The sequence below is a fragment of the Chachezhania antarctica genome, from assembly GCF_003646465.1.
Classification (GTDB): Bacteria; Pseudomonadota; Alphaproteobacteria; order Rhodobacterales; family Rhodobacteraceae; genus Chachezhania; species Chachezhania antarctica.
Window position 1 is genome coordinate 114,800 of sequence record NZ_QZEX01000003.1, and the last position, 13,318, is coordinate 128,117.

General features: G+C 65.8%; 10 protein-coding genes and 1 pseudogene. 5 read left to right on the forward strand and 6 right to left on the reverse strand.

The genetic code is table 11. The features are described from left to right. Positions 1-14 precede the first annotated feature (14 nt). The 3 genes from D4754_RS07710 to D4754_RS07720 are packed head-to-tail and all read right to left on the reverse strand — an operon-like array spanning position 15 to position 1,532. Positions 15-392 (reverse strand): DUF1428 domain-containing protein, encoded by a 378-nt coding sequence (locus D4754_RS07710; protein ID WP_121062444.1) that lies wholly within the window; start codon positions 390-392, stop codon positions 15-17. Next, positions 389-1,108: a glutathione S-transferase family protein gene (locus tag D4754_RS07715; RefSeq protein WP_121062446.1), complete on the reverse strand. Its 720-nt coding sequence runs from the start codon at positions 1,106-1,108 to the stop codon at positions 389-391. Before D4754_RS07715 ends, D4754_RS07710 begins: the two co-directional genes overlap by 4 nt. Continuing rightward, positions 1,098-1,532, reverse strand: a complete 435-nt coding sequence (locus D4754_RS07720) for a VOC family protein (RefSeq protein WP_121062448.1) — start codon at positions 1,530-1,532, stop codon at positions 1,098-1,100. Before D4754_RS07720 ends, D4754_RS07715 begins: the two co-directional genes overlap by 11 nt. Before the next feature lie 66 nt (positions 1,533-1,598). Here D4754_RS07720 and D4754_RS07725 point away from each other — a divergent pair, with 66 nt between their 5' ends. Further along, positions 1,599-2,285: a winged helix-turn-helix transcriptional regulator gene (locus D4754_RS07725; protein ID WP_121062449.1), complete on the forward strand. Its 687-nt coding sequence runs from the start codon at positions 1,599-1,601 to the stop codon at positions 2,283-2,285. Between the two features lie 353 nt (positions 2,286-2,638). Here the strand turns inward: D4754_RS07725 and D4754_RS07730 are convergent, their stop codons facing one another. After that, entirely contained in the window at positions 2,639-9,880 is a 7,242-nt protein-coding gene (locus tag D4754_RS07730; protein ID WP_121062450.1) for an autotransporter outer membrane beta-barrel domain-containing protein, read from the reverse strand. A gap of 173 nt (positions 9,881-10,053) precedes the next feature. Continuing rightward, entirely contained in the window at positions 10,054-10,362 is a 309-nt protein-coding gene (locus D4754_RS07735; protein ID WP_121062451.1) for an exosome complex component, read from the reverse strand. A gap of 459 nt (positions 10,363-10,821) precedes the next feature. Here D4754_RS07735 and D4754_RS07740 point away from each other — a divergent pair. The 3 genes and pseudogenes from D4754_RS07740 to D4754_RS07750 all read left to right on the forward strand — a co-directional run. Then, positions 10,822-11,316 (forward strand): annotated as a pseudogene (locus D4754_RS07740) (transposase); the annotation flags it as partial. Beyond that, complete coding sequence (locus D4754_RS07745; protein ID WP_121062453.1) at positions 11,316-11,609, forward strand: SGNH/GDSL hydrolase family protein; 294 nt, start codon at positions 11,316-11,318, stop codon at positions 11,607-11,609. The pseudogene D4754_RS07740 and the gene D4754_RS07745, both read left to right, overlap by 1 nt. Further along, complete coding sequence (locus D4754_RS07750) at positions 11,609-12,058, forward strand: SDR family NAD(P)-dependent oxidoreductase (RefSeq protein ID WP_121062454.1); 450 nt, start codon at positions 11,609-11,611, stop codon at positions 12,056-12,058. The genes D4754_RS07745 and D4754_RS07750 overlap by 1 nt, the downstream gene beginning before the upstream one ends. Positions 12,059-12,209: 151 nt before the next feature. On the opposite strand, the gene D4754_RS07755 is transcribed toward D4754_RS07750, so the two are convergent. Then, a complete protein-coding gene (locus tag D4754_RS07755) occupies positions 12,210-12,428 on the reverse strand; it encodes a hypothetical protein (protein ID WP_121062455.1) in 219 nt (72 codons plus the stop codon). A gap of 111 nt (positions 12,429-12,539) precedes the next feature. On the opposite strand from D4754_RS07755, the gene D4754_RS07760 reads away from it, so the two are divergent. Beyond that, a complete protein-coding gene (locus tag D4754_RS07760) occupies positions 12,540-13,262 on the forward strand; it encodes a helix-turn-helix transcriptional regulator (RefSeq protein WP_121062697.1) in 723 nt (240 codons plus the stop codon). Positions 13,263-13,318: the final 56 nt, after the last annotated feature.

Consider the following 13,318-nt stretch of genomic DNA (forward strand, 5'->3'; position numbering starts at 1 on the left):
CGTCGGTCTCCTTCTCAGGTGCCCGGTCCGGCATCCTTCGTGGCCGTCTCCTCGTAGATGGGGGTGAAACCGCCCCACATCATGCGCTTGCCGTCGAAGGGCATGTCCATGTCCTGCCAGCGGGGATCGGTCTGCATGCTGGCACCGCATTTGTCGTGGGTTTCCTTGTCGGGCCAGATCATCCAGGAGAAGCAGACCGTCTCTCCGTCCTCCAGCGCCACGGCGCGCTTGAAATCGGTGTGCGTCCCGTCAGGGATCTGGTCGCCCCAGGTCTCGACGATCTGCAGCGCGCCGTAGTCCCTGAACAACGGCCAGGCCTTGCGGGCGCTGTCGATATAGGCCTGCTTGTTCCCGTTCGGCACGGGGGTGAGGAAGCCTGCGACGTAGGTCATGTGAGTACTCCTTGCTTGGGGTGATGCTCTGCCGTCCGTTCGTCGGGCCCGGACGGCGGATGGCCCGTGAAGCCGGCCATGTGATCGGCCATCGCCTGCCGGAAGGCAGGGCGGCTCTTGGCCCGCGTGACGTAATCGGCGAGGTTCGGGAAGGCTTCGATCAGGCCTGCGCCTTCGATGATCCGCAGGACGCTGACCATCATCAGGTCGCCGGCGGAAAAGCCACCGGCCAACCATTCGGCCGCGCCGAGACGGTCGGATACCTCCTGTAATCGTTCGGTGATCCTTTCGTCGATGCCCGGCAGGCGCGGCGCGGACCATGGCTCTGCCGCTTCGAAGATCGTCATCTGCGCCCGGTCCATGATCAGCGGCTCGACGGTGTTCAGCGCGGCAAAGAGCCATTCGAGCGACCGGCATTGCCCGTCTGGCGGTGCGGGCATGAGGCCAGGGAAGCGTTCGGCAATATGCCAGAGGATGGCGCCGCTTTCGAACAGGGTCACATCGCCATCCTCATAGGTCGGCACCTGCCCGAACGGCTGAAGCGCGCGATGTGCGGCCTTTTTCTGGCATCCCTGCGGGAGATAACGGACAGCATAGTCCTGCCCGGTTTCCTCGAGCGCCCAGCGGACGCGCAGGTCACGGACCTGCCCGCGGGCGAACTCCGGCACCCAGTCGAAAGCGGTGATGGTGATGGCGGCGTTCGGATCAACCGGCATCGGACATCTCGGCCGGTCCCTTCTCGACAGCTTCGGCGCTCATCCACATGGGTTCCCAGATATGTCCGTCGGGATCGGCAAAGCTGCGCCCGTACATGAAGCCGTGGTCCTGAACCGGACAGGGATCGGCGGTGCCCCCCGCAGCCGTCGCGGCCCGGGTGATGGCATCCACTGCCGTCTTGTCCTCGCGGCTGATGCAAAGCAGCACCTGCGCCTCTCGCGCCGGGTCGACCCGGCGGCGGTCGGTGAATGTCGCCCAGAATCCATGGGTCAGCAGCATCACGCAGATCGTGTCAGACAGGACCATGCTGGCCGCCTGTTCGTTGCTGAACATCGGATTTCTGGTAAATCCGATCGCCTCGTAGAACGCGACCGACCGGTCGAGATCTGCCACGGGCAGGTTTATGAAGATCATCTGGGGCATTGGTTTCCTCCCTTGCCGAGTCGTCAGTGTGGACAAGCCAAGCAGAGAGAGTTACTAAAAGCAATCATGAAGAAACAAAAAGTAACCAAATCGGCAGAATCCCCCCATGGGCGCTGGTACGGCGACGCGTGCGGCACGGCGTTCGGGCTGGAACTCCTGGGCGAACGCTGGTCGATGCTGGTCGTGCGCGAACTGATGTTCGGGCCGCGCCGGTTCAGTGACATCCGTGCGAACCTGCCGGGGATCAGCGCCAAGGTGCTGACCGAACGGCTTTCGGGGCTCGAGGCCAACGGCGTCGTCATCCGCTCCACGGCGCCGGATCCGGCACCGGCGCAATTGTATGGCTTGACGGACTGGGGCTATGCGGCCGAACCGATCCTGCAGGAGCTGGGCCGCTGGGCCGCCGCCTCTCCGTTGCACGACCCCACGCTGCCGCTGTCGCCGATCTCGTTCATGCTGTCCCTGCGGACGATGTTCGATGCCGCGGCGGCGCAGGACATGAAGGCGGTGACGGTCTTCGTAATCGGCACGGCGCAGTTCACCGCCCGGCTTGCCGGTGGCGCGATGCCGGTGACGCGCGGCGCGGATGAAGCCCCCGACCTGCGCTTCGAAGCCCCTGCCGCACCACCCCTTGCGGCCGTCTTCTACGGCGACGAAGCCCCCGAAACCGTGGGCGTGCGCGTCACCGGTGCACAGGATCTCCGCGAGAAGTTCATTTCGCTCTTCAACCTGCCAAGCCCTTACATCCGATAGCAAATCATCGGCGTGATGCCCGGTTCAGATTTCCGGCGCCACCCCTGGTACCTACAAATCCGAACACCCTCGAACAGGGATTGTCACGACTCAACGAAGCGTCCACGAACCCCAGTTCGAGTGTGAAACTTTGGGGATCAGACTTATTGAGTCCTGCGAGGATCAGAAAAACGCCCACAAACCCAACCTTACCTACAATGGCCCCAAAGATCCTCTGCATACAGTCGATCATCAGCACATTGATCGAAGACTCACACGGCGTTCCGCGCCGCGGCCGTATTGGTCCCGCCGCACGCAGGGCTTAAGGTGGCACCGCCGTGCAAGACCATCGCGACAATGCCCGGACGCCCCTGTCAGAACCGGTAGGACAGGCGCAAGAGCCCTCCCTGGTTCAGGAAATCGCCGCCTGCCTGCAACCTGTATTCGCCGCGCACGTCCCAACCCTTGTCCTGGTAAAGCTGGAGACCGGCCGTGAAGGTGCCAAGGACATTGGGCGTGTCGATGTTCACGCGGAACGCATTGTCGGACGTCGCGCCGATGAGCGCGGCCGACACAGACCGACCGTCCCGGGCCGCGAATGCCGCGCCGCCGCTGACATAGCCGCGCAGGATGAAATCGTCGGCCATGTTGCGGCGGAAGCCGAACTCGACCGACGGCGCGAAGACAGCATTCACCTGGTCGCTCTCATCGACGGCCAGCGCGAAGGCAGATGTGCCGCTTTCGCGATAGGTTGCCGTGTTGAGATACGTCAGATCCAGATCCATCGTCGGGCGGATGTAGCTGTTCTTGTAGGCGAAGTCGTAGGCCACCCTTGCCCGGGCGCCGACAAGGTATGCGTCCGGTTCGGCCGTCAGGGATGACCCGTCGGTCTGAACCACGCGGTTGATCGAATAGTCGCCGACGCCACCGGCCAGTGCGCCCGCGAAGGTCCACGGCCCGACAACCCGTTTCAGTGCCACGCTGCCGTAATAGTCCGTCCCGCTGCCCGAATAGGTGTTCCCCTTCGCGTTCAGGGCGGCAAAGCCGAAAGTGCCCCCCAAGGCCCAGCCGTTGTCCAGTTCCTTCTGTCCGCCGAAGCTGGTGACGACGCGCGACACGCGGCTGTCGGCATCGAAACGGCGGGTGATGTCGCCGCCGCTCTGCGCCCAGATGCAGCTTCCCTCGGTCAGAAGCGTCGTAGTGCCCTCGAAGGCGGGGCAGCTCATCGCCGCGCCAAGGATGGAGTCGGAGACATTGGCCAGGTTGGTGGCCAGCGCCTGTGTCGCCTCGGGTGACATGTCGTCCAGTACGGTCTGGTACTGCCCTTGCGTGGCGACCGTGTTGTAGAGATCGGCGAAGTAAGAGGCCATCGCAGCGTTCTGCGCTGTCCATTCGTCCTGCAGATACCCGGCGGCCTGTTGTTCGTTGCCGTCCAATCCGCTGGCGGCACCGGTGAAATCGGCAACCGGCGTGATGGTGACCGATGTCGGGCCGGGCTGGCCGATGGTCCACGAATAGAGCGGCCCGGAGGGCGTTGTGACCGGGCCGTCAAGCTCCACCGGTTCGCCCTGAATCAGCACGTTACCGACTGGCAGAAGCCAATCACCGACAACCGGATCGGCGCTGCCTTGCAGGACCGCGCTCCCGGCCACGATCAGTTTCGCCGACGGGTCGGAGGTGAAGCTGAAGCGCAGGGTTCCGGTGTCGCTCTGCCGGTAGAAGCCATCGACCGTCGCGCCATTGCCGACATCGTAGATGCCGGTGTTGGTCAGGGTGCCGCCCGAGATCAAGGCGTTCCCGAACAGCGTTCCGGCATTCGCAACGGTGGTCGAGCTTCCGCCGGTGACATAGATCGCGTTGCCCGAAAGCGCGCTCAGCGATCCCGTGGCGTCGATGGTGAGCGTATTGAAGCTGCCACCGTCCATCCAGACGCCATAGCCGGTACCCGAACCGCCGCTTACGGCGCCGGCAATGTCGATGTTCATGCTCGCAGGCCCGTCGGAGCCCCTGGTCGACTGGGCGAAGATACCGCTCGCGTCGGCGCCGGTGGCGGCCAGCGTGCCGCTCTGGTTGATGGTGATGCCACCGCCCCGGCTGGTGCCCCCCCCGACGGACCCGGCATAGGCCGTCCCGTCCTGGGCAAACAATCCGCCGCCGCCGCCGATGGACTGGGCAAGGATGCCATGCGCGCCGTCCCCCGACGTCGTGATGGTGCCATTGGTGGTGATGTTGACGCTGTTGCCGTCGCCGACCTGGGTGTTGGTGATCTCGGTCGGGAAGGAAAAGCCGGACCCGTTGTGATAGCCAAGGATCCCGCCACCCCCGCCGATGGATTGCGCCACGATGGCGTGGGCCGCCGCGCCTGTGGTTGCGATGGCGGTGCCGTCCTGCAGCGTCAGCCGCAGGTTGCCGCCGTTCGATTTGGTGCCGGTCCCGAACGCATTGCCGATCGTGGCAATGTTGGCCGCGTTCTGCGAAAAGGCCAGCCCCCCGCCCCCACCGATGGATTGGGCGAGGACGCCGTAAGCACTGGCGCCCGACGTCGAGATCGTGAGCGCGGAGTCGAGCGTGACATTCCCGCCATTGCCATAGGCGGGCGCCGCCGCAAGCGGGTTCAGGGACGCAAGCACCGCGCCGGTCGCCGCCGGACTGTCCGGCGTCAGGCTGCTGCCCTGACCGGCGATGCCCCCGCCCATCCCGATAGACTGCAAGACGACGCCATGGGCGGTGTCACCATGGGTCGTCACCGAAGCGTCGCCGGTGACAGACACCTTGGTTCCGTTGCCGATGCCGTTGCCACCCAACATGATGGTGCCGAATGCCTGCGTGCCTGCGGCGGTGTCCTCCATCACAAGACCGCCGCCGCCGCCGATGGATTGGGCAAGGATGCCGTAGGCCGCGTAGCCTGTCCGGGTGGTCGTACCGCCCGTCGTCGTCTGGGTGCCCGTCGTGATGCTGGCGGGGCCCCCGGTGGAGCCGAGCGCGACAGTCACATCGCCGCCATTGCCGGTGCCACCCGTTGCGCCGACAACGACGTCGAGTGATGCCGCAACGCTGTCGGTTGTGTGGACGGCGGCACTGCCACCGCCGCCACCGACAGACTGGGCAACAACACCATGAGACCAGTCGGCAGTGGTCGCGATGTCACCGGATGCGGTGACTGAAACCGTGCCGCCGACATTCGGCGGCGCGCTGTCGCTGTAGGTCCCGCCAAGAGTGATCTTGTGAAAGGCGGACCCTGCCTGACCTCCGCCGACAGTCTGGAACGCGTCGCTGCCAGCCGACGCGATGCCCCCACCGCCGCCAACCGACTGGGCGATGATCGCCGCCGCGTCGCGCCCCGCAGTCGTGATCGAGGCGTCCGCGGAATGGATCACGCCGACATCGCCACCGTCGAGCGCGGACGAAATCACATCGGTGTTAACGCTGAGACCCATCGCAAGCGTCAGGTCGCCGTCGACACTCGCCGCCGCACCGTATCCGCCGTTGCTGACCGACTGCGCCACGAGCGCCGTAGCTCCAGAGCCCGTCGTCACGATCTGCCCGTTGTTCGTGACATCGACCGTGCCGCCCTGCCCAGTGCTGCCACTGCCCGACCCGATATCGAGGGTCGTCGTGAAGACGCGGGCGCCATCCTGCGTCGTTGTCGATGTGACCGCGGACCGCGACAGGCCGCTCGACGCCCCGGCCGTGCCGCCGCCACCGCCGATGGATTGCGCCAGGATGCCCAGGGCGCGTTCCCCGTTGGTGGCGATGCCTGCCGTGGCGTCGTTCAGCACGGTCACCATATCGCCGTCGCCACCGTCCCCGGCAGACCCGCCGAGGCTGATCAATGCTCTGTAGGACCCGTCGTCCGACAGCCAGCTTTTCACGTCTCCTGCAACGGATTTCAGGAATGCCGATGATCTTGAATCGAGACTGCCCGCTGCCCCGCCACCACCGCCGACCGACTGGGCGTGGATGCCGTGCGATCCGCCGCCCATGGTCGAGATGAACCCGTAATTGTCGACCGTCACCGCATCGCCATCACCCGCATCGCCGTTCACGGCCCCCACGTTGACCTTCATCGACAGAGGCGTGTTGCTGACGGTTGCGCTTACACCGCCGCTGCCCCCCACGCCCTCACCGCCACCGCCACCGATGGACTGCGCCCGTATGGCCGTCGCGTCTGAGCCGGTGGTCGCACTACTGCTGCCCGCGTAGTTGTAGACGGTGACGGTGCCGCCATTACCGCCCGCGCCGCCAAAGCCTCCCAGACCCAGGTCACCAGCATAGGAATTGCCCGTGGCATAGGGCACGTCGGGCGTGTTGTTGGTGGCAGTGCCGGTTCCGCCCGCGCCGCCGCCACCGCCGATCGACTGGGCAAGAATGCCGGTCGCGAACTGGCCGTGGGTGATGACGGACCCGATCTCACTGCCGTCTTCCGCGCCGTTGAAGGCCGTGACCGTACCGCCGTTCCCGCTGGCCCCGCCATATCCACCCAGCGCAAAGCTCGCCTGAAAATCGGTGCCGGAATCCTGGATCGTGGTGCTTGTTGCGGTCGCGTCGCCGCCGATACCGCCGCCGCCACCGATGGATTGCGCAACAACGCCCCGCGCCGCGTCGCCCCAGGTCAGGATGGCATTGTAGTTGCCGGCGGTAACGCCGCCGCCATCACCGGCCGCCCCGCCGTTCGCGCCCAGCGACCCCGCGAAGGCGAACTGCTTCAGTTCATATTCTCCGCCGCCTGCCAGAGGCAGCGCCAGCGCCTTGCCCGTGGCCGACCCGCCGGCGCCACCGCCGCCGCCGATGGACTGGACGACCATGCCCGCCGCATCCGCCCCGTTGGGGTTCGGCGCGCCCGTCGCCGCGGTGAACAGCCCGTCGGACAGAACACCGCTCACCAGCGCGGTGCCGGGATCCGAGGCCACCGCCTGCAAGATACCACCCGACATGACAGTCCCGCTGAACCCGGCGCCGGTCAGCACCCCATCGTCCATAGATGCATTCTGGATGGTCCGGGTCTGGTCACCGTCCCGGATCGTGAGCGTACCCAGATCGCCCGCAACGACACCGTCTTCGATCCCGCCGCTCGTGAAGTCGCCCACGAACGTCGCCCCGTTGGACAGCGTGCCATAGACGGTCCCCGTCCCCGCCACGAATGTCACGCCACTGGCCAGCGTTGCAGGGTTCAAGCCGGTGGAAATGGTACCGTGGTTGATGCCTGTCACAACACCACCGTCACCGCCGACGCCACCCTTGCCGCCCACCGCGAAGGAGGCCGAAAACAGGGCCCCGGCCGCGTAAGACATCGCCGCACCACCGACACCGCCCCCCCCGCCGATGGACTGAACGGTCATGCCGTAGGCGTGGTTGCCGACGGTGGTCACACGGCTGCCCGCGTTGTTGTAGCCACCCGCGACGCCGCCCGAGCCACCCGCGCCACCTGCCCCGCCAATCGCGACATCGACGAAGGCGCCGGCGCTGTCGGCATAGCCGCCATTGCCGCCGCCGCCGCCGATCGACTGCACGACGGCGCCGTGGGAATAGTTGGCCGCGGTCGTGATCTGCACCGAACCCGCCGTGTTCAGCGTGGCCGTCCCGCCATCGCCCCCCGCGCCGCCCGCACCGCCGACCGCCACGAACCCGCCAGAGGACGAAACTCCGCTGCCGCCACCCCCGCCAATGGATTGCGCCAGAAGCCCGTGGGCGTTCTTGCCCAAGGTGCCGATGCGCGTGCCATCATCCAGACTGACGGTGACCTTGCCACCGGCGCCGCCTCCACCGCCGGCATCGCCGATGGCGGTCAGGCTTTCGCTGCCCCCCGCCATGCCGCCGCTGCCGCCGATGGATTGCGCCAGGATACCGAAGGCCCCGATGCCAGAGCCCGCAGTCCCGCCGGTCGCGATTGTGCCCGAGACGTCGATTTCGACGCTGCCCCCGCTGGTCGCCGCAGCGTCAGAGTTCGTGTTCGCGCCCAGGAGCGTCCCGGCGGAAAACCCGGTACCGTCGGAATTGACGACGCCCGCGGCATCGTTCTTGACCACACCGCCACCGCCCGAACTGAGCGCGAGGATCCCGGCCGCATGGTCGCCCGGCGTGGTGATCGTGCCGCTGTGGCCCACGTTGATCGAACCGCCATCGGCCGACGCAATCTCGCCACTGTTGCCGATGACGTTCGAACCGCTGTTGACGCTGGTGACAAAGGGCGTGCCGCCGACCGCCAGCGCCGCAAGCCCGAAGGACAACGTGCCCCCCGTGGCAATGTCGCCCGCGTTGTCGATCGTGATCGAGCCTGCGTTTCCACTGCCTTCCCCGTTATCGCCGCGCTTTTCGACAAGCGCATTGCCGGCGCTGATCGCAAGCGCGCCCATGGCGAAATCGGCACCTTTCCCGGTGCCCGTCCGGATCGACGCGCCATCGTCCAGCGTGATCGCCACGGTCCCGCCGCTGGGTTGGAAGGTGCTGCCGAACGGCTCCCAGCTGCCTGCGCGGCTGAAGCCAAATATGCCAACGCCGCCTTGCCCCATCGTGATGGACGCATCGGACCCGAGCGTTACGGAAACCGCACCCCCATCGGCCGGATATCCGTTCCCTGTCGGAAGCACGGTGGCCTCGTTCTCGAACCCGTCGCCACCGACCGCAGCCGCGTAGATGCCGAACCCGTCCGGATCGGACACTGTGATGCTGCCACCATGTGTCACCGCAACCGTTCCGGCCGTCCCGGGCGTGCCGGTGTAATAGTTCTGCGCCTGACCCAGCGCGCCGCCCTGCGCATAGGCATAGATCCCGGTCGCACCGCCGTCACCGCCGGCATCGACGATGATCGTGCTGCCGGCTTCTGTCGTCAGGTTGATATCGCCCGCATCGCCGCCATTCCCGACAAACGCGTTTTCATCGGCATCCGTCGCGCTGGTGGCGTGGCCACCGATGGACGTAACCGTTACACCCGACAGCGCCGGCGTGCCGAGCGCGCCACCCTTGCTCGCGCCCTGCCCCGTTGCCGAAAGCGCGGCCGATCCGTCGATGGTGACGATGATCGCCCCCGCGTCGCTGCCGTCCACGGCACCCTGCGTGAAGTTGTCGATATCGTTGTTCTGCCAGTTGTCCTGACCGGGCGCCAGATAGCCGTCGGTTCCGACCGAGCCGACCCACAACGCACCGGGCACCGGGCCGCCCCCCGTGATGCCGGTGGCCGACAGGCTGTCCGTGCCTGCCGAACCGGTCGGCGTTCCCATCGTGACCGTGATGTCACCGGCATCGAAAGCGGTCTCCGTTGCCTGCGGGGTCGAGCCTGTCGACAGGTACTGAACCACGCCATTCGACGGATCGACCGTCGGCAGCCCGTCCAGGGAAAGCGCCCCGGTGATCTGCCCAATGATCGACCAGTCGTTATCGGTCTCGAGGATGACGGGGACAATGCCACCGCCGCTGACGGTTGACGTGACACGCGGCATGTCACCGTCCGGAGTGTTCACCCCACCCTGCGATGGCGGAGCCACGATCTCTCCCGCGGCCACGCCTGCCCAGCCCACGAGGATAAGGCCCGAAGCGGCGAGGAGGGGGCCGGAACGGCCGGCCATGTTGCTGGATTTGCCTTTGAGCGACGGCGGCGAAAACGCATCACGGGTCGACATCTGCCTGGCACCAACCTGACCATGTAAGGACCCAGATCTGTCGGTGTTCTTTCGAAACTTGCTACGATCTCGTAATCGGCCCGGATCGATTTCCACGCCGATGTGGCGCCGCGGTTACAGTACCAGTGGGATTGCCAGCGGCCTTGCGAAACGCTGCCACAGGTTCCACGCAGCTACCTGTTCCCGTCGATCCAGCGCGACATCAGCCCCTTGTCGCGAAAGCACTCTCCGGGGATCGAGCGCCGTTTGATACGGGCGAGCCTTTCGGCGAAGGCGACCTGTTTCGAGGTCGGTCGCCCGTCGCCCGCAGTGTCGCCGGAGTACATTGGCTTCAACTTGGCCTGCGCTTCGATCCAGCTGCTGAGCGCGCGGCGGTCGTGCTGGATTTCTTCGGGCAGGAGCGTCTGATTACGAAGCGCCAGAGACCGGGCATAGGCGATCTGCTTTTGCGTGGCGGGAAGAAATTCGGCTGTTTTTTCCATCTGAAGACACCATGTGTTGCCTGCCCTCAATATAGAACAAATTGAGAACACTTTCAAGATGGCCGCGCGAAACCGGCGTAACGAATGCGGATCTTCGGGGAGGAAACTTCACGAAATTCAATGCCTCGGATCGGTCACTTCGGCACGGTTCGCATCGACCCGACCCGGCCGTCCTGCGGCCTGAAGAGGTCGAGTCCACGGCCATCCTGCACATCCGGACGCGTGATCGGGACATGACCCGGGGCGACATTGCCCGGACAGCGATGGAGGCGGCTTACGGCACTGACTGAGGCCGGGGGCGGCAAATCCTGCCTATCTTCAGGTAGTGTCCCGTCGGGTGGTGTAGGAGGTCGCGCGCGAAGCCCTTGGCGTAGCGCAGCGCGCGGCCGGGCTGGCGGCCACCGCGCTTCTTCGTAGTCTGAGGTTGTTCGAAGACCGACGACAACGAAGGAGAGCACGATGACCGAGACCATGATTGACCTTCCGGGCGTGATCGCCAAGAGCGATGACGCGGATTTTCTGCGAGAGCTGATCCAGATTGCCGCGCAGCGGCTGATGGATATCGAGGTGGCCGCCGTTTGCGGTGCGGGCCATGGCGAGCGTAATTCCGACCGGGAGAACCAGCGGAACGGCTACCGGCCGCGGCAATGGGATACCCGGGCGGGGACCATCGGCCTGAACATCCCGAAGCTGCGCAAGGGCAATTATTTCCCGACCTTCCTGGAGCCGCGCAAGACGGCTGAGAAGGCGCTGATGGCTGTGATACAGGAAGCCTACATCCACGGGGTCTCGACCCGCGCCGTCGATGACTTGGTGCGGGCCATGGGGCTGACGGGCACCTCGAAGGTGCGGCTGTGCGAGGAAATCTACGAGCGGGTGCAGGCGTTCCTGAACCGGCCGCTGGAGGGTGACTGGCCCTTTCTCTGGCTGGATGCCACCTACGTGAAGGCCCGATGAGCCTCGACCGCCTTCAGGCCGGGCTGCTCCAGGTGGCGGCGCGCACTCGGGCGCAGGGCATGCGCCTGATCCGTGGCACCCTGCCGCCCTTCGCAGGCGCGCTCCCGGATACGCCCTTGGAAGAACCCTACTGGACCGCCGAAAAGGACGCCCTGCGCCGTGACCTGAATTACTGGATACGTGGGGCAGACTTCCACGATGGCCTCGTAGACTTCGACCGTCTGCTTGCCGCGCCGGGCGACGACATGCGTCTGACTTGGAATGGGACCGGCACTGGCAGGTCAACGTGATGAGCGCCATGCGCCTGAGCCGCGCGCTGGCACCCGCCATGGTCCGGCGCGGCTGGGGCCGGATCGTCATGCTAGGTTCGGAATCGTCGTTCAACATTCCCGCCGACATGATCCACTACGGTGTCAGGAAGGCGGCCGACGTGGCCCTTGCGCGCGGGTTGGCCAAGCGTCTCGCAGGTACGGGCGTCACGGTCAATTCGGTGCTGCCCGGCCCGACGCTCAGCGACGGCCTGCGCGACATGCTCGCCGATCGCGTGACCCAGACCGGGAGGGACATCGAAGACGTCGCCGCCGAATTCGTCGTGGAAGCGCGGCCGAGTTCCCTCATCCGCCGCGCCGCGAACGTGAAGGAAGTCGCCCACATGATCGTCTACGCCTACTCGCCCCAGGCCTCGGCCACGACCGGCGCCAGCCTGCGGGTAGATGGCGGCGTGGTGGAGACGCTGTAGACGGATCTGCACCGGAAGGCTTGGCCATCTTTGCGGGATCGGGTTCGGGTTGTCGACCCGGTCCGCCATCGGCAAACTGGCCGTGCGCTGCGCGGGCGGTGTCATACAAGACCGGTCGGGGAAAGGCGCGCCGCAACTGGCAAAGAGCAAATCAGGAAGACCTTCCGGCAAACCCATCGCGGAGAAGATTTCGAAGCGCGGCGACCGGGGCGGCGCCTTTCTTCGCGGGTTTCGAGGCGACAGCCGATTGCCGCTGCGCAAGGAAAGCGGCTTCGATCTCCTTGTCGGTGGTCGACTGCGCTTGCCTTTCAGTGCTGGTCCAGGGACCCAGGCGCAGGGCGAGAAGGGTTGCGTGGTCATAGTGGCTCATCGACGGCTCTCCTGATTTCGGCTGGGGAACCATCGCCGATCGCTCCTGACATGACGTTGTCAGGGGATACGCATATGGTGTCAGGAGCCTCCACCTGATCGAATGCTTCCCATGACGAAATCGAACCGCCTTTTCGAATTGATCCAGATCTTTCGCGCTGCCGATGGCCCGGTTCGGGCAGACGACCTGGCGGCGCGCCTCGAGGTATCGGTCCGCACCGTCTATCGCGATATCGCCGCGCTTCAGGCCATGCGCACACCGATCGAGGGCGCGCCCGGGATCGGTTATGTCATGCGTCGGGGCTATGACCTGCCGCCGCTCAACTTCGATGAAGAGGAGGTGGAGGCGCTTCGCGTCGGGCTCTGCATGCTCAGCAGGTCGGGCGACCGGGCGCTGCGTCGGGCAGCAGACCGCATTTCGGCCAAGATCGATGCGCTTCATGCGCCGGCGGACTGGCTTCAGGTGTCGCCCTGGGGTGCCCCGGATGATGACCCGGAACTGGGCTGCGTTTCGAAAGCGATGCTGCGCGCGGCTGTGCGGGAAGAACGGGTACTGCGGATCGATTACCAGGATGCGTCAGGCCAGCGGACGACGCGCACCATCCGGCCCATCGCCGTCGTCTATCACATCAACGCTGTCCTGCTGGCGGCATGGTGCGAACTTCGCGGCGGCCTTCGTCATTTTCGCACCGACCGCATCTATGCCTGCGAGACGACGGGCGCGTCTTTCACCGGTCAGGGAGAGATCCTGCGCCAGATCTGGTCAGAGCAGAACCGCTGGGACCTGGGCGGCGAGGATTTCCTGAGCGAGGAGGTTCCAGCCGCGCCCACATAGACAACCGACGGACACGTACAGAAACCTGCGCGTGCCGCTTTGGAAAGGGCTTCAGC